The 22062-nt window shown below is 73.4% G+C and carries 21 protein-coding genes; 5 read left to right on the top strand and 16 right to left on the bottom strand.

Annotation, left to right across the window (positions count from 1 at the left end; translation table 11 throughout):
* The first annotated feature begins 149 nt into the window (after positions 1-149).
* Both hemG and hemQ read left to right on the top strand, forming a co-directional pair.
* Positions 150-1595 (top strand): protoporphyrinogen oxidase, encoded by a 1446-nt coding sequence (gene hemG / locus AB0E88_RS06315; RefSeq protein WP_361624682.1) that lies wholly within the window; start codon positions 150-152, stop codon positions 1593-1595.
* A gap of 4 nt (positions 1596-1599) precedes the next feature.
* Positions 1600-2331, top strand: coding sequence for a hydrogen peroxide-dependent heme synthase (gene hemQ / locus AB0E88_RS06310; RefSeq protein ID WP_361624679.1), 732 nt, complete (start codon positions 1600-1602; stop codon positions 2329-2331).
* Here the strand turns inward: hemQ and AB0E88_RS06305 are convergent.
* The 16 genes from AB0E88_RS06305 to zapE form a co-directional block, all read right to left on the bottom strand.
* Positions 2303-4006: an alpha/beta hydrolase gene (locus tag AB0E88_RS06305; RefSeq protein ID WP_361624676.1), complete on the bottom strand. Its 1704-nt coding sequence runs from the start codon at positions 4004-4006 to the stop codon at positions 2303-2305. The two genes, hemQ and AB0E88_RS06305, sit on opposite strands and share 29 nt — an antisense overlap.
* A gap of 132 nt (positions 4007-4138) precedes the next feature.
* Positions 4139-4918: a TIGR04222 domain-containing membrane protein gene (locus AB0E88_RS06300; protein ID WP_361624673.1), complete on the bottom strand. Its 780-nt coding sequence runs from the start codon at positions 4916-4918 to the stop codon at positions 4139-4141.
* A 44-nt stretch (positions 4919-4962) separates the two neighbouring features.
* On the bottom strand, positions 4963-5730 hold the full coding sequence (locus AB0E88_RS06295; RefSeq protein WP_361624670.1) for a DUF4142 domain-containing protein: 768 nt from the start codon (positions 5728-5730) through the stop codon (positions 4963-4965).
* Between the two features lie 153 nt (positions 5731-5883).
* Positions 5884-7224 carry a DUF692 domain-containing protein gene (locus AB0E88_RS06290; protein ID WP_361624667.1) on the bottom strand — a complete coding sequence of 447 codons (1341 nt, stop codon included), beginning with the start codon at positions 7222-7224 and terminating at the stop codon, positions 5884-5886.
* A 126-nt stretch (positions 7225-7350) separates the two neighbouring features.
* Positions 7351-8142: an SAM-dependent methyltransferase gene (locus AB0E88_RS06285; RefSeq protein ID WP_361624664.1), complete on the bottom strand. Its 792-nt coding sequence runs from the start codon at positions 8140-8142 to the stop codon at positions 7351-7353.
* Between the two features lie 65 nt (positions 8143-8207).
* A complete protein-coding gene (locus tag AB0E88_RS06280) occupies positions 8208-8924 on the bottom strand; it encodes an aminoacyl-tRNA hydrolase (RefSeq protein WP_361624661.1) in 717 nt (238 codons plus the stop codon).
* A gap of 45 nt (positions 8925-8969) precedes the next feature.
* Positions 8970-9161: a hypothetical protein gene (locus tag AB0E88_RS06275; RefSeq protein WP_361624658.1), complete on the bottom strand. Its 192-nt coding sequence runs from the start codon at positions 9159-9161 to the stop codon at positions 8970-8972.
* Between the two features lie 48 nt (positions 9162-9209).
* On the bottom strand, positions 9210-10082 hold the full coding sequence (locus AB0E88_RS06270; RefSeq protein WP_361624655.1) for a polysaccharide deacetylase family protein: 873 nt from the start codon (positions 10080-10082) through the stop codon (positions 9210-9212).
* Between the two features lie 305 nt (positions 10083-10387).
* The gene (locus AB0E88_RS06265) at positions 10388-11908 is read right to left on the bottom strand and encodes an FAD-dependent oxidoreductase (RefSeq protein WP_361624652.1); all 1521 of its coding nucleotides are present in this window, start codon (positions 11906-11908) and stop codon (positions 10388-10390) included.
* 49 nt (positions 11909-11957) lie between these two features.
* Positions 11958-13325, bottom strand: a complete 1368-nt coding sequence (locus tag AB0E88_RS06260) for a PhoX family protein (protein WP_361624649.1) — start codon at positions 13323-13325, stop codon at positions 11958-11960.
* Between the two features lie 130 nt (positions 13326-13455).
* Positions 13456-14391 carry a slipin family protein gene (locus AB0E88_RS06255; RefSeq protein ID WP_361624646.1) on the bottom strand — a complete coding sequence of 312 codons (936 nt, stop codon included), beginning with the start codon at positions 14389-14391 and terminating at the stop codon, positions 13456-13458.
* 202 nt (positions 14392-14593) lie between these two features.
* Complete coding sequence (locus tag AB0E88_RS06250) at positions 14594-16060, bottom strand: SulP family inorganic anion transporter (protein WP_361624643.1); 1467 nt, start codon at positions 16058-16060, stop codon at positions 14594-14596.
* 8 nt (positions 16061-16068) lie between these two features.
* Complete coding sequence (locus AB0E88_RS06245) at positions 16069-16650, bottom strand: carbonic anhydrase (protein WP_361624640.1); 582 nt, start codon at positions 16648-16650, stop codon at positions 16069-16071.
* A 108-nt stretch (positions 16651-16758) separates the two neighbouring features.
* Positions 16759-17154, bottom strand: a complete 396-nt coding sequence (locus AB0E88_RS06240) for a hypothetical protein (RefSeq protein ID WP_361624637.1) — start codon at positions 17152-17154, stop codon at positions 16759-16761.
* A 164-nt stretch (positions 17155-17318) separates the two neighbouring features.
* A complete protein-coding gene (locus AB0E88_RS06235; protein WP_361624634.1) occupies positions 17319-17588 on the bottom strand; it encodes a hypothetical protein in 270 nt (89 codons plus the stop codon).
* An 82-nt stretch (positions 17589-17670) separates the two neighbouring features.
* Positions 17671-18783 (bottom strand): cell division protein ZapE, encoded by a 1113-nt coding sequence (gene zapE / locus AB0E88_RS06230; protein ID WP_361624631.1) that lies wholly within the window; start codon positions 18781-18783, stop codon positions 17671-17673.
* Between the two features lie 187 nt (positions 18784-18970).
* On the opposite strand from zapE, the gene AB0E88_RS06225 reads away from it, so the two are divergent.
* From AB0E88_RS06225 to murC, 3 genes are all read left to right on the top strand, one after another.
* Positions 18971-19741, top strand: coding sequence for a pyrimidine reductase family protein (locus AB0E88_RS06225; protein WP_361624628.1), 771 nt, complete (start codon positions 18971-18973; stop codon positions 19739-19741).
* Positions 19742-19954: 213 nt separating this feature from the next.
* A complete protein-coding gene (locus AB0E88_RS06220) occupies positions 19955-20428 on the top strand; it encodes an indole-3-glycerol phosphate synthase (protein ID WP_361624625.1) in 474 nt (157 codons plus the stop codon).
* Between the two features lie 232 nt (positions 20429-20660).
* Positions 20661-22049, top strand: coding sequence for a UDP-N-acetylmuramate--L-alanine ligase (gene murC / locus AB0E88_RS06215; RefSeq protein WP_361624622.1), 1389 nt, complete (start codon positions 20661-20663; stop codon positions 22047-22049).
* The last annotated feature ends 13 nt before the right edge of the window (positions 22050-22062 follow it).

The raw sequence follows: 22062 nt of genomic DNA, 5'->3' as shown, positions 1-22062 counted from the left end.
CAGGGTCGAACCCCCCGGGTGGTCGTGACGCAACGCTCCTTCGACGCCCGGGCGGGGCGCGGCGTTTGCGGCCGGCGGTTCCGAAGCGGTCACGGTCCGGACTCGGCCCGGACACCGGCGCTGTCAGTGGCGTTTGAGAGAGTGGGGACATGAGCGCAACGGGTACGCACCACGTCGTCGTCATCGGAGCCGGCATCGCCGGGCTGACCGCAGCCCACCGGCTGCTGGACCGCGGCGCCCGCGTGAGCGTCCTGGAGGCCTCCGACCGCGTCGGCGGCAAGCTGCTGCCCGGCGAGATCGCCGGCGTCCGCGTCGACCTCGGCGCGGAGTCGATGCTCGCCCGCCGCCCCGAGGCCGTGGACCTCGCCCGCGAGGTCGGACTCGCCGACCGCCTCCAGCCCCCGTCCACCGCGACGGCCTCGATCTGGACCCGCGGCGCCCTGCGCCCCATGCCCAAGGGCCACGTCATGGGCGTCCCCGGCACCGCCTCCGCCCTCGCGGGCGTCCTGTCCGAGGAGGGCCTGGCCCGCATCGAGCGGGACGCCGAGCTGCCGCGCACCGAGGTCGGCGACGACGTGGCGGTGGGGGAGTACGTGGCGCGGCGCCTCGGCCGCGAGGTCGTCGACCGCCTCGTCGAGCCCCTGCTCGGCGGGGTCTACGCGGGCGACGCCTACCGCATCTCCCTGCGCTCGGCCGTCCCCCAGCTCTTCCAGGCCGCCCGGACCCACACCTCACTGACCGAGGCCGTCCGCGAGATCCAGGCCAGGGCCGCCGCGCACCAGCAGACCGGGCCCGTGTTCATGGGCATCGCCGGCGGCATCGGCTCCCTGCCGCTCGCGGTCGCCGACGCGGTACGGGCGCGCGGCGGCGAGATCACCACCGGCACGCCCGTGACCGAGCTGCGCCGGGAACCCGGCGGCTGGCGCGTCACGGCCGGCGAGCGCGCCCTGCACGCGGACGCCGTGGTCCTCGCCGTCCCGGCACCCGCCGCCGCGCGTCTGCTGGCCGCCGAGTCCCCGCAGGCCGCCGCCGAGCTGCGCACCGTCGAGTACGCCTCCATGGCCCTGATCACCCTCGCCTACCGGCGCGCCGGGACCCGGCTGCCCGACGGCAGCGGCTTCCTCGTCCCGCCGGTCGACGGGCGCACGATCAAGGCGTCCACCTTCGCGTCGAACAAGTGGGGCTGGATCGCCGACGAGGACCCCGACGTGCTGGTGGTGCGCACCTCGGTCGGCCGGCACGGCGAGACGGAGATCCTCCGGCGCGACGACGCCGAGCTGGTCGAGGTCTCCCGGCAGGACCTGAAGGAGGCCACCGGACTCGACGCCACCCCGCTCGCCACCCGCGTCACCCGCTGGGACGACGGCCTGCCCCAGTACCCCGTCGGCCACCACGCGCGCGTGGCCCGCGTCCGCGAGCACGTCTCCCGCCTGCCCGGCCTCGCGGTGTGCGGCGCGCAGTACGACGGCGTCGGCATCCCCGCGTGCATCGCGAGCGCGTACGCCGCCGTCGACCAGCTCGGCGGCGATCTGCGAGCTGTGCAGGAGCTCACCGCCCACCCGGTGCAGAGCCTGCACGGCGGAGCGGGAGAATAGGGCCATGAGTGACGACGCCCCCACCACTGCCCCCGACCGGATTCCGAACAAGGGCAAGCTGGCCAAGGACCTCAACGAGGTCATCCGCTACACGCTGTGGTCCGTCTTCAAGCTGAAGGACGTGCTGCCCGAGGACCGCTCCGGCTACGCCGAAGAGGTCCAGGAGCTGTTCGACCAGCTCGCCGCGAAGGACGTGACGATCCGCGGCACCTACGACGTGTCCGGCCTGCGCGCCGACGCCGACCTCATGATCTGGTGGCACGCCGAGACCAGCGACCAGCTCCAGGAGGCGTACAACCTCTTCCGCCGTACGAAGCTCGGCCGCGCCCTCGAGCCGGTCTGGTCGAACATGGCGCTGCACCGCCCCGCCGAGTTCAACCGCGCGCACATCCCGGCGTTCCTCGCCGACGAGACGCCCCGCAACTACGTGAGCGTCTACCCGTTCGTGCGCTCCTACGACTGGTACCTGCTGCCGGACGAGGACCGCCGCCGCATGCTCGCCGACCACGGCAAGATGGCCCGCGGCTACCCGGACGTGCGCGCCAACACGGTCGCCTCGTTCTCGCTGGGCGACTACGAGTGGATCCTCGCCTTCGAGGCCGACGAGCTGTACCGCATCGTCGACCTCATGCGCCATCTGCGCGCCTCGGAGGCCCGCATGCACGTCCGCGAGGAGGTCCCGTTCTTCACGGGCCGCCGCAAGGACGTCAGCGACCTGATCGCGGGCCTGGCGTAACGGCTTCCTCCTGGGGCTTCGGCTCCGCGTGCGGCGCGCACGACGCGCGCCGCGCGGGAAGCCGCCCGTTGAGCAGATACGCCTCCAGATATCCGTTGACGCACCGGTTCGGCCCTCCGGCCACCCCGTGCGTCCCGGCGTCCCGCTCGGTCACCAGCACGGACCCCGACAGCCGCCGCTGCAACTCCAGCGCTCCGTCGTAGGGCGCCGCGGCGTCCCGTTCGGCGGCCAGGATCAGCACGGGCGGCAACTCGCCGGGTCCCGTCCGCACATCGAGGACCCGCTGACGCGGTGCGAGCCAGTACGCACAGGGCAGGTTCGCCCACACGTTGTCCCACGTCTCGAACGGCGCCACCCGCGCCAGCCGCGTGTTGTCCCGGTCCCAGACGCGGAAGTCGGTCGGCCACGGCGCGTCGTTGCACTCCACGGCCGTGTAGACGGCGCTCGCGTTCTCCGCCTCGGCCGCCGCCTGGGTGACCGGCGCGGCCTGCTCGATCAGCGGCTCGGCGTCACCCCTCAGATACGCCGACAGCGCGTGCGCCCGCGAGGGCCAGTAGTCGTCGAAGTACCCGGCCTGCAGGAACGCGTTCTGCAACTGCGCCGGTCCGACCTTCCCGCCGGCCGGTTTCGCGGCGAGCGTCGTCGCGGCCCGCTCGTAGCTCGCGAGCACCTTCTCGGGGGTGTCGCCGAGCCGGTAGACGTCGTCGTGCCGGGCGATCCAGTCCCGCAGGTCCGCCCAGCGGCCCTCGAAGGCCGCCGACTGGTCGAGGTTGTCGCGGTACCAGATCTTCGCCGGGTCGGGGTTCACCGCCGAGTCGAACACCATCCGCCGCACGTGCGAGGGGAACAGCGTCGCGTACAGCGCGCCGAAGTACGTGCCGTACGACGCGCCCAGGAACGTCAGCCGGTCCTCGCCCAGCGCGGCGCGGATGACGTCGAGATCGCGGGCGTTGTTCAGCGAGGTGTAGTGCGCCAGCGCGCTGCCGGCCCGCTCGGCGCACCCGCGCGCGTACGCCTTCGCCTGCGCGATCCGCTCCTGCTTGTACGCGGCGGAGGGGTACGTCGGCGCCTGGGACGGAGCCTTGAGGAAGTGCCCCGGGTCCTGGCAGGACAGCGGAGCGGAGCGGCCCACTCCGCGCGGCGAGTAGCCGATCAGGTCGTAGGCGGCGGCGATCCGCTTCCACTGCGGGGTGAGGCCGACCAGCGGGAAGTACAGCCCGTCGCCGCCGGGGCCGCCCGGGTTGTAGACCAGCGAGCCCTGGCGGGGCACGCGCCGCTTGCTGTTGAGCGGATCGCGGTGGGTGGCCTGGACCCGGCTGACGGCCAGTTTGATCTGCAGGCCCTCGGGGTGGGCGTAGTCGAGCGGGACCGTCACGGTGCCGCACTGCATGCTCCCCGGCATGTCGGACGCGTCCGAGCAGGCGCCGAAGTCGATGCCGCGCGCGGCGGCCCGCGCGGCCGCCACCACCACGCCGCGGGTCTCGGCGGCGCGTTCCGCCCGCGCAGCCACGGCGCCCCGGGTGCCGGCGGCCAAAGTGTCGGCGGCCCGGGCGGTGGTCCCGGCCGGCGCGGGCGGCACGGCCGGGGACACGCTCGGCGCGCTGCCCGCCGGGGCGGCGGCCAGGGCGGTCAGCAGCAGCGACCCGGCGGCCGAGCAGAGGGCGGCGGCTCTCATGGCGTATCCCTTTCGTGCGCGTCTGCAACACAAGGGATGTTCGTCCGCCTGACGGTGAAGGCAAGCACCACCCTGCTGGTGTCGGCGCCAATGCCCCCTGTGCGCCCCCCGGGACCCGCCCTGTACGGGTGCTCAGCCGGTCCGGTCGCGGTGGGCGAGCGCGGCGCGCAGATCCGGTTCGCCGACGGCGCGAATGCCGCGTACGGCGACGGCGATCAGGTGTCTCAGGTCGTCCCCGGTGCCGTCGGCTCCGTGCGCCAGGGCGCTCAGCAGCCGTTGCCCGGCCGGTGAGGCCCAGCGGGAGTAGGGGTGTGCCTCGATCCGGGCCAGGGCCAGGCAGCCGAGGGCCAGCGCGAGGGGGAGAGCGAACCACATCGCGACCAGGGTGCGCGGCACACCGGTCGGCCCCGGCGTCAGCAGCGCGGCCGCACCGAGGCCCGTCACGGCGAGTGCGGCCAGCCGCACCCGGCGCACCCCGGCCGCGACCGACGTGCGCGCCCCGTCCGGCAGCGCCAGACCCGCCCGCACGAGCCGGTCGGCGAGGTGGCGCACCGCGTCGGCGGCGGACGTGGCGGCGCGCACCGGCGCGATCCGCGACTGTCCCTCAGGTCCGATCGCCCCTATCACCGACCGCTCCATCTCGTCCCGCCCGCGCGGGTCGACGACCGTCGCCCAGCCGGTGTGCGCGAGCAGCAGCCGGCGCTGGCGGGCCATCGACACCAGCGTGAGATCGGCGACCCGGTCGGGGCCTCCGGAGAGGAACGCGGCCTCGTACAGCGTCAGATCGTGTGCGCGGACCTCGGTGGCCTCCCGCGCCTCGGTGGCGGCCGCGCGGACCGCGGCCAGGCACAGCCGGGTGCACGTCACGGCGGTGACGACCCAGGCAAGCAGCAGGAAGAGGACCCAGAACATGCCGCGTTTCTATGTCACGGGCTCAGCGGTCCGCCATGGGTTGTTCACCATCCGGACACAGTGTTGTGGGTATGTGACGTTCCGTTTCCGGGTCGCACGGACGCGGGCGGGGAGGCGGACGCCGCCAGGTCGCGGGCCAGCGCGTCGAAGTCGACGTACCCGGTGGCCTCGAGCACCCGGATGTGGTCCAGCACGGTCGTGTCGGCGTCGTCGGCGAGGCCGCGCACGAGGGCGTTGCGCGTTCCGGCGCGGACCTCGGCGACCAGGGTGAGCACCCTGCCGTGCGCGAGCCGCAGGATGTTCGCGAACGTCCGGTCGAAGTCCGCGCCCCGTGCCGCCCGCAACTGCCGCAGCCAGGCCTGCTGCTGCTCGTTCGGCTGGTCGGGGAGGGGCAGCCCGAGCTGCGCGGCGACGCCCCGCACCCGCTCGTCGAGGAAGGTGTGCCCCTCCACCAGATGCCGCCCCGCGGTGCGTACGGCGTCGGTGGTGCCCCTCGCCTGCGCGAGCCGGCCGGCGGGCAGCTCCCACAGGCCCGCCAGCCGCACCTTGAAGACGAAGTCCCGGTCGAGCGCGGACAGCACGCCGTACTGAGTGAGCATGTCCTCTCCGCCTGTACCCGCGCCCGCGTCCGTGCCCGCGGCCGATCCGGTGCTCAGGGTGTCCGCCGTGCCGCCCCTGCCGTCGTCCGTGGGGCGGTCGGCGTAGGACCAGATCGGGACGATCAGGGCCAGGAGGGTGGCGGTGAGGCCGGCGATGATCAGACCGGTGCCACTGACAATGCCTCGGCCCTGGACGGGGGGTCGCGGTCGCATGGTGCTCTCCTGCTTGCGGCACCGCACGGCCGGGGGCTTCTCCCGGGTGCGGGGAGAGGCATCGTACTGCGCTGCGAGAAGCGGACGGCCGTACGGCCCGGTCGTCGGCCGGGGAGGGCGGCCGTGGTGCCCGGGCGCCGGCCGGGGAGGGTGTCAGCGGCGCAGCAGCGCCCGCCGGGTGGCGCGGGCCAGCCGCACCGCCGGGCGGTGGGCGCGCGGCCGGGGCCCGGACCGGTCCCGCCACCACTCGTGCAGCGCGCGCCGCGCCCGGTCGTCCGCGAGCGCTTCGCCGCGCAGCAGCGACTCGGCGAACTCCAGCGCGTCCAGGCGGTACCCCCCGCTCATCGGGTGGTGCTGGGCGTAGGCCAGGAACGCCGGACGGTAGGCGGCGCCGAGGATGCCCGGCAGCTCCGGGGCGACCTTGGCCACCACGTCCGCCCGCTTCCCGGCCAGCGCCCGCGCCTGCACGGTCAGCCGCGCCCGGTCGAAACCCTCGGGCACGGGCGTGCCCGCGACCAGCGCCGACAGCAGCGCGGTCTGCGCCAGCGCGAGCCGCGCCCGGGTGGCCTCGGAAACGGCCGGCAGGCCGGGAGGACTCGCCGGCTGCGGCTGCGGCTGCGGTTGCGGTTGCGGCCCGGCGGGGGAGACGTCCGGCGCGGTCGCCGACGCCCGGCCCCGCTCCACCGCGGCGCGTATCGACACGAGCTCCCTCTCCAGCTCCGACGGCTCGGGGAAGTTGTCGTCCCGTTCCAGCAGGACGCCCGGCGGGCTGGTGCGGGAGGCCAGCGCGGTGAGGATGTCAAGGACCGGCTGCGGCACCGGGTGCGCGTGACTGTCGTGCCATACGCCGTCCCGCTCGACGCCGCCCGCGACATGGACGTAGGCCAGGGCCTCCACCGGCAGGTCGGCCAGCGCCTTGGCCGGGTCCTCACCCCGGTTGACGTGGTTGGTGTGCAGGTTGGCTACGTCGATCAGCAGCCGTACCCCGGTGCGGTCGGCCAGTTCGTACAGGAACTGGCCCTCCGTCAGCTCCTCGCCGGGCCAGGCGATCAGCGCGGCGATGTTCTCCACGGCGAGCGGAACCGGCAGGGCGTCCTGCGCGATGCGGACGTTCTCGCACAGCACGTCCAGGGCGTCCCGGGTCCGCGGCACCGGCAGCAGGTGGCCGGCCTCCAGCCGGGGCGAGGCGGTCAGCTCGCCGCCCGCCCGCACGAACGCGATGTGCTCGGTGACCAGCGGCGCCCCCAGCGCTTCGGCCCGTTCGGCGAGAGCGCCGAGCCGGTGCGGGTCGGGGCGGTCGGCGCCGCCGAGGCCCAGCGAGACACCGTGCGGCACCACGGTGACACCGCGCTCACGCAGCCGGCGCAGCGAGTCGGGCAGGTGTCCGGGGCAGACGTTCTCCGCCACGACCTCGACCCATTCGATGCCCGGCATGCGCTCGACGGCCTCGGCGATCTCGGGCCGCCAGCCGATCCCCGTGCCCAGTCGCTCCATGGTTCCCCCTCCTCGTCGCTCACCGCGGGCGGTCGATGTGACGGGGGTATGGCCCCGGCGACGGACGGCGAACCGCGCCGGGCCGGGGTTCAGAGCAACATTTGAGCTTGGACGACGGCCGACCGCTCAGCGCTTGACGCCCACGCCGCCGAAGCAGTCCACGTCCCGCCGGTCGGTGGAGGCCGGCTCGGGACGCCACTCGGCGACCGGGACCAGCCCGGGCGGCAGCAGCTCGAACCCGTCGAAGAACCGGCCCAGCTGCTCCGGCGTGCGATTGACCCGCGGATTGTCGCTCGCCTCGTTCCAGCGCTCGACCATCGCCCGCATCCGCTCGGCGTGGAACACCTCCGTGCTGTCGCAGAACACCAGGTGGCTGCCGGCCGGCAGGGCGTCCTTGAGGTGGTCCACCACCTCGTGGGCGCGCTCGCCCGGCACGTGCGCCGCGATGCCCAGCAGCATCAGCGCGACGGGCCGGTCGAAGTCGAGGGTGCGCCGGGCCGACTTCAGGATGACCTCCGGGTCGCACAGGTCGGCGTCGACGTAGTCGGTGGCGCCCTCGGGGGTGGAGGTGAGCAGGGCGTGCGCGTGTGAGAGCACCACCGGGTCGTGATCGACGTACACGACCCGCGCCTGCGGGGCGATGCCCTGGGCCACCTCGTGGGTGTTGTCCAGCGTGGGCAGGCCCGTGCCGACGTCGAGGAACTGCCGGATGCCGGCCTCACCCGTCAGGTGCGCCACCGTGCGGCGCAGGAACGCCCGCTGGGCGCGCGCGATGTCGGCGATCTCCGGATTCACCTCGCGGATCCGGTCGCCGACCTGCCGGTCGATCTCGTAACAGTCCTTGCCGCCCAGCCAGTAGTTCCAGATGCGCGCGGAGTGCGGCACCGCGCTGTTGATCATCGGTCGGTCCACCGACATCTCGACTCCCCGTGTCCCGGCGGCCGCTCACGGCCCGTGCGTCGCCCACCCACCGTAACGGGTGATCAACGCAGCGCCGGATGGTCCGCGACCACGGTGCAACTGCCCGGCGCGATCTCGGTGAAGCCCGCGTCGCGCACCAACGGCAGTCCGGAGCGGGTCAGTTCACGCCACTGCGCGGGCTCGGCGGTGCGCACGGCCAGCGGGAAACCGGCGTCCCGCCAGGCGGCCCGCTCCTCGTCCGACAGCTCCCACCAGGCCAGCTGAGCGCCGTGCCCGGCCTGCGCCATGGCCTTGCCGGCCGACATCTCGACGTCGGGACTCATCCACAGCACCGGCCCGGCCGGGTCCGCCTCGGCGGGCGGCTCCGGGTCGTCCAGCTCGGTGCCGGAGACCTGCAACTTGGCCAGATCCTTCGGCCAGCCGTCCAGCGGCACCGGCGGGAACACCCGCACCTCGGCCGACTTCCCGGTGACCGTGATGCCGGACAGCGCCTGGGCGCGCCGCCATTCCGCGCCGCGCGCCCGGCGCACCACCTTGCGGATGCGCGCGTCCTGCCAGTCCCGGATCGCCTGCGCCCACTCGCCGTCGCCGAGCGAGCGCTCGTCGCTCAGCATCACCAGGACCGCGCGCGCCGCCGTCTCCAGGGCGTCGGTACGGGCGGGCGGCTCGGCCTTCTCCAGCCGCACCACCAGCGGCAGCACGTACTGCGGGGCGAGGTCGCGGTCGCCGGGTTCGGAGCGGAAGGGGCTGTCCTGGACGGGCGTGGGTTCACTGTTCACGCCGTCCAGTCTGCCAAGCGGCCCCGGCGCGCTCGCCCGCGCGTCTCAGCCCGAGCAGGCGGTGCGCTGCGCCTCCTGCCATTCGCACACCGGGCACAGCGTGATGCCCTTGTACGACTCCGGGTACTCCGTGGGCTCGCGGCACAGCACACACGCGGCGTACGGCGGGCCGTCGGCCTTCGGGGGCCGGGCCGCTTCGATGAGGCAGTAGTCGACAGGGGCGTCGTCGTCGCTCATGCGTCCAGCGTACGAGAGGGCCCGCCGGCACACGCGTGTGTACGGGCGTCAGGGCCGGCCGCTCGCCTCGCCGATCAGCTCGGACACCTTGACGAAGGTGTAGCCGCGCTTGCGCAGCTCGGGCACGACGGCACGCACGACCCGCTCGGTCGTCGGGGCGGCGCTGCGGGTGCAGTGCATCACGACCACGGAGCCCGGCCGCACGCCGTCCAGCACCTGCCGCACGACCGCGTCCGCGTCCGTCGCGAACGCGTCACCGCTGACCACGTCCCACTGCACGGCCGTCACACCGGTACCGCTGAGCGCCTTCAGCGCGTCCCGGTCGTAGCAGCCGCCGGGGAAGCGGAAGTACGGCCGCGCGTCCTTCACCCCGGCCGCGCGGAACGCGGTGTAGGCGCGCTCGACGTCGTCGCGCATCCGGCCCGGGTCGACCGTGGGCAGCCCGTAGCAGTCGCCGGTGAAGGCGTAGTGGCTGAAGGAGTGGTTGGCGATCTCGAACAGCGGGTCGCGGTCGATGGCCCGCGCCTGCGCCGGGTACTGCTGTGCCCACCGGCCCGTCATGAAGACCGTCGCGGGGACCTTCAGGGTGCGCAGCGCGCTGATCAGACCGGGGTTGTCGAAGTGCTCGCCCGCCGCGGCGCGCGGTCCCTGGTCGGCCGTCATGTCGGCGTCGAAGGTCAGCGCGACGACCTTGCCGTGCCCGGTGCGCGGGCCGTTCTTGAAGACGGGCGTCAGCCCGGCCGGTCCGGGGGCGAGCGTCGGCGGCCGGGACACGGCGGCCGACGGCGACGCCGCGCTGGGCGCCGGCCGTGCGGCGTGCGGGGACGCCGTGTGCGGCGCGGGGGTACGGGCGGTCCCGCAGGCGGTGAGGGCGGCGCCGAGGGCGCACAGCGCGGTGAGACGGCGAAGGGGAACGATCACGGTATGAAGATATGACCGCAACCGTCCCGCCCCGCACCACCGACGGCCCGACGCGACGCCGGATCACCCACCCGGCAGGCAACACCCGGCAGGCAACCCGAAGGCGCCCCGGCCGGCCGGAAGGGGCGCGGGGCGCTGCGGGACGAGCCCCGGATCCCCCCGCAGCCGCCCGCGCGCACGAGCCCCGACCCTTCAGCACCCCGGAGCCCGTCTCAGGCCCCCGGCGCCCGCCGTCGAGGCACCTGGCGCCCGCCTTAGCGGCGCCCGGCGCTTCGAAGCCGAGGTCAGCCCTTGTGCCGCTTGGCTCAGTCCTTGTGCCGCTTCAGCGGCTTCAGCGCCGGCCCCTGAAGGATCTCCCCGTCGATCCCGAACCGGGACCCGTGGCAGGGGCAGTCCCACGAGCGCTCGGCCGCGTTGAAGTTCACCAGGCAGCCCAGGTGGGTGCAGCGCGCGGACAGGGCGTGCAGCTCGCCGTCCTCGTCGCGGTAGGCCGCGACCCGGTCGCCGCCCGCCCGGACCACCGCCCCCTCGCCGGGCGCGACGTCCTCCAGGGACTTCGCCGGGTGCAGCCGGTCGCCGACGAAGTGCCGCGCCACCTTGGCCTGCGTCTTCAGGAACGTCGGCGCCTCCCGCACCACCGTGGACAGCCGGCGCGGGTCGTACAGCTCGCTCCAGGCGCACTTCTCGTCCCGGATCAGCGCCGTCAGCAGCCGCCCGGCCATCATGCCGCCGCTCAGCCCCCAGCCGCCGAAGCCCGTGGCGACGTAGGTGTGCCGTGCGCCGGGGTGCATCAGCCCGACCATCGGCACGGTGTCGGTGGGGTCGTTGTCCTGCGTGGCCCAGCGGTGGGTGACGTACACGCCGGGGAAGTGCGTGGCCGCCCAGTCCGTCAGCTCCTCGAAGAGCGCCGGGGTGTCACCGGTGCCGGGCGTGAAGTGCTGGCCGGTGACCACCAAGAACCGCTGTCCGTCGCCGTAGGGAGCCGTCCGCACCGACCGCGTGTTCTCGTCGGGGGTGATGTACATGCCGTCCGGGTCGCGGTCGGCGGGGATCGTCCCGGCCACGACCAGCTCGCGGCGCGGGGAGAGCCGGGTGAACAGCAGGGCCCGGTCGAACACCGGGTAGTGCGTGGCGACGACCACCTTCCGCGCGGTCACCGTGACCCCCGCGTCGGTCGTCAGCCGGCACGGCTCGCCCTCGGTCAGCCCGGTCACCCGCGTGTACTCGTGGATCCGTCCGCCGCGCGCCTGGAGATCCGCGGCGAGGGCGAGCAGGTACTTGCGCGGATGGAACTGCGCCTGCCCGGTCACCTTCACCGCGCCCGCGACCGGGAACGGCAGCCCGGTCTCCGTCACGAACGACGCCGGCAGCCCCGCCTCCTTCGCCGCCCGCGCCTCCGCGCGCACCTCCTCCACCCGGCCCGCGTCGCGCACGTAGGTGTAGGCGCTGCGCTCCTCCCAGTCGCAGTCGATGCCCAGCTCGGCCACGATCCCGGCGGCCCGCTCGATCGCCTCGGACTGCGAGCGGGCGTACAGCCGCGCGGCCTCGTCGCCGCGGGTGCGGCGCAGCTTGTCGTAGATCAGGGTGTGCAGGGCGGTGACCTTGGCCGTGGTGTGGCCGGTCACTCCGGCGGCGACCCGGTCGGCCTCCAGCACGGCCACACCGAGTCCGGCGCGGGTCAGCTCCCACGCCGTGCTCAGCCCGGCCATCCCGGCGCCGATCACGGCGACGTCGACCGTCAGGTCCTCCGTCAGGGTGGGCCGGGGGCTGCCGCCGGGTTCCGTCTGCAGCCAGTACGAGCCGCTGACCTGCTCTTTCCGCGTCATGCCGGGGCGGGTACCCCGTCCCGGCATGATCACGGCTGCGGACCGTCCGCTATCGGCGCCAGGGGCCGGTGACCGCGAACGTCGTGCCCGGCGTGTAGCAGTTGACGTACATCGTGCCGCCGTCGGGCGAGAAGGTGACCCCGGCGAACTCGCCCCACTCGGGCTGCTCGGGGGTGCCGATGTTCTGCCGGCCGCGGGCCATGGCGTACACCTCGCCCCCGCGTGTGACACCGAAGACGTGCTGCGCGCCGTTGCCGTCCTCGCACACCATCAGTCCGCCGCTGGGCGCCAGGCAGATGTTGTCCGGGGACTCGCCGGGCAGTTGCACGTCGGTGTCCGGCCCGAAAACGACCACCAGGGTCAGGCGGCGCCGCTTCGGGTCGTAGCGCCAGATCTGGCCGTAGTGGTCGGCGCCCGAACCGTCCGCGCTGCGGGCGAAGGACGACACGAAGTACACGCACGAGCCGCCCCAGTAGCAGCCCTCCAGTTTCTGCGCGTGGGTGATGCCCCCGCGGCCGTAGTCCTGGAGCCGGGTCGGGGTGGAGGCGGCGAGCGGGTCGGGTACGTCCACCCACTCCACGCCGTCGAAGCGCGCGCCGGTCTCCTGGATCGTGGACAGATCCGGTACGCCGGGCACGCGCATCGCCTGGAGCCGGCCGCCCGCCCGCAGCGAACCGACGCCGCCCAGCGGCTTGTGCGGCAGGAAGCGGTAGAACAGGCCGAACGGCTTGAGGAAGGCGTCCTCCGTCTCGTAGACGATGCCGTTGCCCGGGTCGACCGCGATCGCCTCGTGCTGGAAGCGCCCCATCGCGGTCAGCGGGACGGCGCCGGTGCGGTGCGGGTCGCTCGGGTGGACCTCGAAGATGAAGCCGTGGTCCTTGGCGTAGCCGTTGGTGCCGGCCTTGTCCTCGGTCTCCTCGCAGGTCAGCCACGTGCCCCAAGGGGTGCGGCCACCGGCGCAGTTCACGGCCGTGCCGGCGATGGCGACCTGCTCGGCCAGGACGCGACCGCGAGGGTCCAGCGTCAGGGCCGTACAGCCGCCTTTGCCCGCAGGGTCGTAGGTGAGGCCCTCGATCGTGGGCACGGGGACGGCCGCGGTGACGCGGTTCTCGTGGTTGCGCACGAGATGGGTGCGGCCCGCTCGGCCGGCGAACGCGGCCATGCCGTCGTGGTGGGAGGGGACCGGGCCCTCACCGGAGCGCATCGGGTCGCCCTCGCGGGAGAGCACGGTGTAGCGGAAACCTTCCGGCAGGTCGAGCAGTCCGTTCGGGTCGGGGACGAGCGGGCCGTAGCCGGTGTGGCCCGTGTTCTGCGCGGCGGCGGTGCCCGCGAAGAGCTCGGACAGGGCCCCGGTGAAGGCGATGCCCGCTCCCAGGGCACTCGCACGGGCCAGGACCTGACGTCGAGTTGCAGACATGCGGCAGCAACCTTCCTGCTGGCGGACAGGAAATGCACAGGAACTCCTACTGACCCCGCCGTGTCTACCATCTGCCGCCGTGCGCGGGAACCACGCGTGTAGCACGTGTCACCGGACGTGACGTCCCGCCTCACTGCTCGACGACGTGGTCCTTCGCCACCTGTGCGTCGCCGAGGCCGTTCGGTGCCTGCTCGTCGAGGAGGCCGTTCGGCGGCTGGGGGCCGACGAGGCCCTTCGGCAGCTGTTCGTCGGCGAGGCTCTTCGGCGCCCGCTCCTCGACGTGCTCCTTCGGCGTCTGCTCGTTCCGCTCGGCGCCCCTCTCCAGGAACCGCAGCAGCTCCACCGGAATGGGCAGCACCAGCGTGGAGTTCTTCTCCGCCGCGACCGCCATCACCGTCTGCAGCAGCCGCAGCTGGAGCGCGGAGGGCGTGTCCTCCATGGCCTGAGCGGCCTGGGCCAGCTTCTTCGAGGCCTGCAGCTCGGCGTCGGCGTTGATGATCCGCGCCCGCCGCTCACGGTCGGCCTCGGCCTGCCGGGCCATCGACCGCTTCATCGTGTCGGGCAGCGAGACGTCCTTGATCTCGACCCGGTCGATCTGCACGCCCCAGCCGACGGCCGGGCTGTCGATCATCAGCTCCAGGCCCTGGTTCAGCTTCTCGCGGTCGGACAGCAGGTCGTCCAGTTCGCTCTTGCCGATGATCGACCGCAGCGAGGTCTGCGCCATCTGGGAGACCGCGAAGCGGTAGTCCTCCACGTTGACGACCGCCGCGGTGGGGTCCACGACCTTGAAGTACACGACGGCGTCCACCCGCACCGTGACGTTGTCCCGGGTGATGCCCTCCTGACCCGGCACCGGCATGGTCACGATCTGCAGGTTGACCTTCCGCAGCCGGTCGACCATGGGGACGATCATGGTCAGCCCCGGGGGCCGCACGTCACCGCGCAGCCGGCCGAGCCGGAAGACCACTCCGCGCTCGTACTGTTTGACGACGCGGGCCGCCGCGCTCAGGTACACCAGGCTGACCGCACCGGCCCCCACGATCGCCCCCACCAGCTCCTCAACCATGCCGACCTCCTCACCGAGAGGTCCGTTTCGTCTGTTCCTGCAACGATATGCCCGGCCTCCGGTCGCGGGCCACGCCCCCGACCGGTGGCCGGGCAGCTGGAAGCTCACGTCGGGAGGCCGGGCAGCGGGTAGCCCGCGTCGGGAGGCCGGGCAGCGGCACGGCCATGAACGAACGGTGGCGGTGGCCGGGCGGCCGTACGCGCTATGCCGCCGTCGTCACTTTCACCAGCTTCACCGGTTCGGTGCCGACCGCGCTGTGCCGCTCGGCCCAGGACTCGAGCGCCGTTCGGCAGGCGTGGTCCAGATGGTGCAGTCCCGAGAGGTCCAGCTCGACGGGCCGGTCCTGCGGGAGCGCCTCCAGGCTGTCGAGGATCCTGGGCAGCCGCAGGAAGGTCGCGTTGCCCGACAGGTGCGCCTGGACGGGGCCGGAGCCCTTGTCGACGATCTCCAGCCGGATGTGCGAGGCCTCCCAGGCGGTCTTGACCACGGACAGGGCCAGACCGATCAGCACGCCCTCGAACATGTTCACCGCGACGATCGACACGGCCGTGACCACGAGGATCAGCGCCTCGCCCCGGTGGCCGCGCCACAGGTCGGAGATCTGGCGGAACGGGATCAGCTTCCAGCCCGCGTGGACGAGGATGCCGGCCAGCGCCGGGACCGGGATCAGCGCCAGCGCGGCGGGCAGCGCGGCGGCGAACAGCAGCAGCCACACGCCGTGCAGCACCCGTGACGCCTTCGTCCTGGCACCCGCCTGGACGTTGGCGGAGCTGCGGACGATCACGGCCGTCATGGGCAGCGCGCCCAGCAGACCGCACACCGTGTTGCCGGCCCCCTGGGCGATCATCTCCTTGTCGTACCGGGTGCGCGGGCCGTCGTGCAGCCGGTCCACGGCCGCCGCGCTGAACAGGCTCTCGGCCGAGGCGATCAGCGCGAACGCGACGATGGTGCCCCAGATGGCCGGCTGGGCCAGGTCGCCGAAGGCGTCGGCTCCCGGCAGCTGGACGACCCCGAGCAGCCCCTCCACCTTCACCGTGGCGACCGGCAGATCGAGGGCGAGGGCGGCGACCGTGGCAAGGACGACCGCGGCGAGCGCGCCGGGCACGGACCGCACCGCCTTCGGGAGCTTCTTCCACAGCACGATGACGGCGACGGTGCCCGCGCCGATGGCGAGCGAGGCGAGGGCCTCGGTGCTGCCGAGCGCGTCGGCGAACGCACCGGGCAGGCCCGCGATCTTGCCGATGCCGGTCTTCGGGGCGGTGAGCCCGGCGGCCGCGTAGATCTGCCCGGCGATGATCACCAGGCCGATGCCGCAGAGCATGCCCTCGACGACCGAGACGGATATCGCCCGGAACCAGCGGCCGATGCCGAAGAAGCCCATGGCGAGCTGGAACAGGCCGGCGACCAGCACGATCCCCCCGAGGGTGCCCACACCGAACTCGCTGACGGCCTCGAAGACGAGCACCGTCAGGCCGGCGGCCGGCCCCGACACCTGAAGGCTGCTGCCGGGCATGACCCCGGTGACCAGACCGCCCACGATGCCGGTGACCAGGCCCAGTTCGGCCGGGACGCCCGAGGCGACCGCGACCCCCACGCACAGGGGCACCGCGACCAGGAAGACGACTATGGAGGCGAGGAAGTCCTGCCGCAGATGAGGGAAGGCGCGCATGCCGGACCTCACAGTGCCTCGAAGGAGTCGGTGGCCACGCGGTGTTCGCGCACCGCGCCGGTGTGCACCTCGTAGTACCAGCCGTGCAGGTTCAGCCGGCCGCCCGTCAGACGCTGCTGCACGCACGGGTAGGAGCGCAGTCGCAGCAGCTGGGCGAGCACGTGGTGCTGCACGGCCCCGGCCACGGTCGGGTCCTGCGGATCGGCCGCCCCGGGGCCCTCCGCGGCATGCGCGAGCCAGTCGCGTACGGCCGGTACGGCGTCGAGGTCGTCGCCGCGCACCAGGGCGCCGACGGCGCCGCAGTGCGAGTGGCCGCAGACGACGACGTCGCGGACGCCGAGCACGGTGACGGCGTATTCGATGGTGGCCGCCTCCGAGGTGGGCCGGCCCGGGCTGTACGGCGGGACGATGTTGCCCGCGGTGCGCAGTTCGAAGAGCTGGCCGGGGCGGGCGCCCGTGATCAGGGCCGGGACGACCCGGGAATCGGAGCAGGTGATGAACAGGACCTGCGGGGACTGGCCCTGGGCCAGCGGGGCGAACTCCTCGGGGCGCCGGCCGAAGGCACGGGCGTGGTCGATGAGGGGCTGCATGTGTGGTGACTCCTCCTGGCGCGCCGTGGGGGGCGCGTCGGGCTTCAAGGACAGAGGTGGGGTGTACTGCCTCCGCGCGGGGCGGAGTTGCCGGGTACTGCTCTGTTCTCAGCAGCGGAAGACCTGGAGTGCGGCCGGGGTGGGGGCCGGGGCGGGTCTGGGGGAGTGCAGCGGGGCGCTTCCGGCTGCGGAGGGCCGCGGGGCGGCCGGGTCCGGTGCCGACAGCGGGCGTTCGGGTGCCTGGGGCGCCGAATCGGCCGTGCGCTGACGGTCGCGGGGGCGCAGCGGGTCGGCCGGACCGGGGAGGTGGCCGCAGTCCCGGGAGGCGACGGTCTCCTCGCGCGGAGCCGTGACGGGCAGGACGGAAGCGGGACGAGCCTTGGCCTCCGCATGACGGGCCGTGTGCGCTTGTGCGAAGGACGGGGCGCAGGCGAAGAAGGGGAGGGCGAGCAGGACCGCGGTGAGCACCGCCAGGACGCGCCGGCCCGTCGTGCCTCGGAACATGTCCCTCCCCCCGCTCGGCTCACGCGTCATAGACGCACCAACGCTTGGTCAACGAATGGTCAAGGAACACGGTAGCGGTGCGAGGGCGTTTGCAAGGTTAACTACGCGTTACGAGCTGAAGAGAGCCTGAAAAGGCAGGTGGTTTGGCGCGAACTCGGCGCTGGTCACGCGGTCGTGGGAGTGCCGTGCGGCACGAAGCGGCTGAGCCGGTACGTCGTCGGCTGGGTCAGACGCCCGCACATCACGTCCACGCGCGTCGCCGACCAGTCCATGTGCGGCTGCTCGGTGCGCAGTTGCTCGACATAGGCGTGCCACGCGGCCTCGTCCCGGGTGACGAAGAGCACCTCCCAGCGCCCCGCCTCGGGTGCGAAGCGGTCGACGGCCCGCAGCACCTCGGCCTGCTGCCGCCGCTTCCTCTTGCGCTGACCTGGCATCGGCCCAGCATCGCCGCCCGGCCACGGGTGCCGCAAGGCCGGCAGTGCGGCAAGGCCGCCGACGACCGGTACCGGCCGGGCCTTACGGCTTCTCGACCAGGCCCTTGGCGTCGCGCGCCAGGGCCGTGAGGCGGGAGATGGCCCGGAAGTACTTCTTGCGGTAGCCGCCGTTCAGCATCTCCTCGCTGAACAGCTGGTCGAACGGCAGCCCCGAGGCGAGCACGGGCACCTCGCGGTCGTAGAGCCGGTCGGCGAGGACGACGAGCCGCAGCGCGGTGGACTGGTCCGGCACCGGGCGCACGTCCGTCAGGCACACCGCCTTGAGCCCGTCGGTCAGCGCGCCGTAGCGGCTGGGGTGCACCTTGGCCAGGTGCTCCAGGAGCTGCGGGAAGGCGTCCAGCGACGCGCCGGCGGTGGCGTGGGCGGTCCGCCTGACCTGCTCGTCGGTGAACGGCGCGGGCGCCTCCGGCAGGCCGCGGTGGCGGTAGTCCTCGCCGTCGATGCGCAGGGTGCGGAAGTGGGCGGACAGCCCCTGGATCTCGCGCAGGAAGTCGGCGGCCGCGAACCTTCCCTCGCCGAGCTTGCCGGGCAGCGTGTTGGAGGTGGCGGCGAGCGCGACACCGGCGTCGACCAGCTTGCCGAGCAGCGTGGAGACGAGGACGGTGTCGCCCGGGTCGTCCAGCTCGAACTCGTCGATGCACAGCAGGCGGTGACCGGAGAGGGTCTGCACGGTCTGCTGGAAGCCGAGGGCGCCGACGAGGTTGGTCAGCTCCACGAAGGTGCCGAACGCCTTCTTCTCCGGCTCGGCCGCGGTGGCGTGCCACAGGGACGCCAGCAGATGGGTCTTGCCGACGCCGTACCCGCCGTCGAGGTAGACGCCGCGGGGGCCGGCCGGGGCCTTCGCCGCCCTGGCCTTCGCCTTGCCGAAGCCGAACAGGCCGCGCTTGGCGCCGCCGCCCGCACCCGCCCCGTCGAGTCCGGCCGCGAAGGACTCCAGGACCTGGACGGCCTCGGTCTGGCTGGGCTGGTTCGGGTCCGGGATGTACGTGCTGAAGCGGACCGAGTCGAACCGCGGCGGCGGCACCATCTCGGCCACCAGACGGTCCGCGGGGACGTGCGGCTCGCGGGCGCACAGGGACAGCGGGGCCGCGTCGGCTATCGGGGCGAGGCCGGAGGCGGAGGTGGAGGACGACACGGTTCCCCAGCTTACGGGGCGTGCCAGACTGCACGACATGCGACGCCTGTTCCCTGTGACCGAAGAAACAGCAGTCCAGACCCCGCGGGGGGCTTCCGAGGAGGGGGTGGCCGCCGGGGCTGCCGGGGCCTCCGGGGCCCATGACGGCGCCGTGTCCGGCCGGGGTCCTGCGTCCGGTGCGGGCCCCGTGGGACTGCCGACCTTCGCCGACGGGACCGGCGGCCGCGAGTGGGGCTTCGCCGAGCTGGCCGCCGCCTACGCCTACCCCGAGCCGCCCGCCGGGCAGCCCCGGCCCTGGCTGCGGGCCAACATGGTCTCCAGCCTCGACGGCGCCGCCCAGCACGAGGGCCGCTCCCAGCCCATCTCCAACGCCACCGACATGCGGATCTTCGGCACGCTGCGGGCCTTGGCCGACGTGGTGGTCGTCGGGGCCGAGACGGTGCGCCAGGAGGGCTACCGCCCGGCACGCGTGCGTGCGGAGTTCGCCGGGATGCGGCAGGCCGCCGGGCAGGACCCGGTGCCCGCGATCGCCGTGATCACCGCGAGCCTGGACCTGGACTTCTCGCTGCCCCTGTTCACCTCGCCCGTGGTGCCGACGATGGTGCTCACCGGGGCCGCGTCCTCCCCGGAGCGCCGGGCGGCGGCCGAGAAGGCGGGCGCGAAGGTCGTCATCGCCGGCGACGGCGTCGGCGTGGACCCGGTCCGCGTCGTGCAGGCCCTCGCCGAGCTGGGCCACACCCGCCTGCTGACCGAGGGCGGACCGCGGCTGCTCGGGCAGATGGTGGCCGCCGAGGTGCTCGACGAGCTGTGTCTGACGATCTCCCCGATGCTCACCGCCGGGGACGCCCAGCGCATCGCCGGAGGGCCCTCCGTCACCGTTCCGCACCGCTTCGCACTGGTGTCCCTACTGGAGGAGGACGGCTTCCTCTACAGCCGTTACTGCAGGTCGCAGCCCTGAGAGCGGCGCCGGGAGGCCGATCGCCGGGCCCCCGGCGGGCGGGGTGCGGCCCGGGGGACCGACATCAGCGGAATCTGTCGTTCCGTTTCGCTCCGGGCGGGCACACTAAATCCGGCAGTACCCGTGCGATCACGGGGCAGGATGGTTTCCGCAGGGCCTGGTACGGCCTACGGAGGACAGGGGGCGCGGCCCCCGCAGCAGAAGGGGCGCCTGGTGTTCACAAGCGTTTTGATGATCGAGAAGGCCCTGACGTCCGCCGACGTGGAGTTCGTCACCAGCTTGCACGGGGAGGAGCCGGTCACCTTCCACGTCCTGCTCCAGCCCAGAGGCGACCAGGCCGACCGGCTGCTGAGAGCCATCGACGACATCGCGCTCGGCGAGATCGACGAGGCCGCCCGCGAGGGGGAGACGCCCGAGGGCGACGAGGCCAAGAGCGTCGGCCGGCAGGCCCTGGACGTGTCCCTGACCGCCCTGCGCTCGTCCGGCAGCGCGGCCGAGGGCCGGCTCGTCGAGGACCACCCGCTGGACGCGCTGCGGACGCTGGTGGACGAGATCGGCGCCGACGAGGTGATCGTGCTCACCGATCCGCACTACGTGGAGGAGTTCTTCCACCGTGACTGGGCCTCGCGGGCGCGGCACAAGGTGGGTGTGCCGGTGCTGAAGCTCTTCTCCCACAGCAAGGCGTAGCGCTCCGCGGGGGTGCCGGTGAGCGCAGCCGGAGTGCGGTGCGTCGGCACTCAGCGGGGTGCCGGTGAGCGCGTCGGAGTGCGGTGCCATGTCGGGTGCGGGTGCGTCGTGGCTGGTCGCGCCGTTCCCCGCGCCCCTGAGCACGTCCACTCCCGCACCTTGCACAGCGGCCCGTGCTTCAGCACATAGGCTAGGCACGCTCCAGTCCGCACCGTACTCGGGAGAAGAACGCATGGCACCCGGCCTTCCTACCGCCATGGACCGACCGCACTTCATCGGCATCGGCGGCGCCGGGATGTCGGGCATCGCCAAGATCCTCGCGCAGCGCGGCGCCAAGGTGGCCGGCAGCGACGCCAAGGAGTCCGCCACCGCCGAGGCGCTGCGCGCGCTGGGCGCGACCGTGCACATCGGGCACGCCGCCGAGCACCTCGCCGACGACGCGAGCTGTGTCGTCGTCTCCTCCGCGATCCGGGCGGACAACCCGGAGCTGGTGCGCGCCGCCGAGCTGGGCGTCCCCGTCGTGCACCGCTCCGACGCGCTCGCCGCGCTGATGGAGGGCCTGCGCCCGATCGCCGTCGCCGGCACCCACGGCAAGACGACGACCACGTCGATGCTCGCGGTCTCCCTGACCGCGCTGGGCCTGAACCCGTCGTACGCCATCGGCGGCGACCTCGACGCGCCCGGCTCCAACGCGCTGCACGGTGACGGCGAGATCTTCGTCGCCGAGGCCGACGAGAGCGACCGCAGCTTCCACAAGTACGCCCCCGAGGTCGCCATCGTCCTCAACGTCGAGCTGGACCACCACGCCAACTACGCCTCGATGGACGAGATCTACGAGTCCTTCGAGACCTTCGCCGGCAAGATCGTGCCCGGCGGCACGCTGGTGATCTCCGCCGACCACGAGGGCGCGCGCGAGCTGACCCGGCGCGTCAAGGACGTGCGCGTGGTGACCTACGGCGAGGCCGAGGACGCCGGCGTACGCGTGCTGTCGATCGTGCCGCAGGGTCTCAAGAGCCAGGTCACGGTCGTCCTGGACGGCCAGGAGCTGACCTTCGAGGTCTCCGTGCCCGGCCGTCACTACGCCCTCAACGCGGTCGCCGCGCTGACCGCGGGCGCCGCCCTCGGCATCCCGGCCGCCGAGCTGGCCCCGGCGATCGCCGCGTACACGGGCGTCAAGCGGCGCCTGCAGCTCAAGGGCGAGGCGGCCGGGGTCCAGGTCATCGACTCCTACGCCCACCACCCCACCGAGATGACCGCCGACCTGGAGGCCATGCGGGCCGCCGCGGGCGACGCGCGCATCCTCGTCGTCTTCCAGCCGCACCTGTTCTCCCGCACCCAGGAGCTGGGCAAGGAGATGGGCCAGTCGCTGTCCCTGGCCGACGCCTCCGTCGTCCTCGACATCTACCCGGCCCGCGAGGACCCGATCCCCGGCATCACCAGCGAGCTGATCATCGAGGCCGCGCGCGCCGCGGGCGCCGATGTCACGGCCGTTCACGACAAGGCGGAGGTGCCGGACGTGGTCGCGGGAATGGCGCGGGCCGGTGATCTCGTTCTCACCATGGGCGCGGGCGACGTCACCGACCTCGGACCGCGCATCCTGGACCGTCTCGCGCAGAAGTGAAGGGGTTGGCCGA

This window comes from Streptomyces sp. NPDC028635, from assembly GCF_040637635.1.
Lineage (GTDB): Bacteria > Actinomycetota > Actinomycetes > Streptomycetales > Streptomycetaceae > Streptomyces.
The sequence above is the reverse complement of the archived record's forward strand: the minus strand, read 5'-3'. Positions and strand labels throughout refer to the sequence as shown.

Bases quoted from the DNA above. Each gene is read 5' to 3' on its own strand.
- hemG (WP_361624682.1), top strand. From the start codon at position 150: ATGAGCGCAACGGGTACGCACCACGTCGTCGTCATCGGAGCCGGCATC.
- hemQ (WP_361624679.1), top strand. From the start codon at position 1,600: ATGAGTGACGACGCCCCCACCACTGCCCCCGACCGGATTCCGAACAAG.
- AB0E88_RS06305 (WP_361624676.1), bottom strand. From the start codon at position 4,006: ATGAGAGCCGCCGCCCTCTGCTCGGCCGCCGGGTCGCTGCTGCTGACC.
- AB0E88_RS06300 (WP_361624673.1), bottom strand. From the start codon at position 4,918: ATGTTCTGGGTCCTCTTCCTGCTGCTTGCCTGGGTCGTCACCGCCGTG.
- AB0E88_RS06295 (WP_361624670.1), bottom strand. From the start codon at position 5,730: ATGCGACCGCGACCCCCCGTCCAGGGCCGAGGCATTGTCAGTGGCACC.
- AB0E88_RS06290 (WP_361624667.1), bottom strand. From the start codon at position 7,224: ATGGAGCGACTGGGCACGGGGATCGGCTGGCGGCCCGAGATCGCCGAG.
- AB0E88_RS06285 (WP_361624664.1), bottom strand. From the start codon at position 8,142: ATGTCGGTGGACCGACCGATGATCAACAGCGCGGTGCCGCACTCCGCG.
- AB0E88_RS06275 (WP_361624658.1), bottom strand. From the start codon at position 9,161: ATGAGCGACGACGACGCCCCTGTCGACTACTGCCTCATCGAAGCGGCC.
- AB0E88_RS06265 (WP_361624652.1), bottom strand. From the start codon at position 11,908: ATGACGCGGAAAGAGCAGGTCAGCGGCTCGTACTGGCTGCAGACGGAA.
- AB0E88_RS06260 (WP_361624649.1), bottom strand. From the start codon at position 13,325: ATGTCTGCAACTCGACGTCAGGTCCTGGCCCGTGCGAGTGCCCTGGGA.
- AB0E88_RS06255 (WP_361624646.1), bottom strand. From the start codon at position 14,391: ATGGTTGAGGAGCTGGTGGGGGCGATCGTGGGGGCCGGTGCGGTCAGC.
- AB0E88_RS06250 (WP_361624643.1), bottom strand. From the start codon at position 16,060: ATGCGCGCCTTCCCTCATCTGCGGCAGGACTTCCTCGCCTCCATAGTC.
- AB0E88_RS06245 (WP_361624640.1), bottom strand. From the start codon at position 16,650: ATGCAGCCCCTCATCGACCACGCCCGTGCCTTCGGCCGGCGCCCCGAG.
- AB0E88_RS06240 (WP_361624637.1), bottom strand. From the start codon at position 17,154: ATGTTCCGAGGCACGACGGGCCGGCGCGTCCTGGCGGTGCTCACCGCG.
- AB0E88_RS06235 (WP_361624634.1), bottom strand. From the start codon at position 17,588: ATGCCAGGTCAGCGCAAGAGGAAGCGGCGGCAGCAGGCCGAGGTGCTG.
- murC (WP_361624622.1), top strand. From the start codon at position 20,661: ATGGCACCCGGCCTTCCTACCGCCATGGACCGACCGCACTTCATCGGC.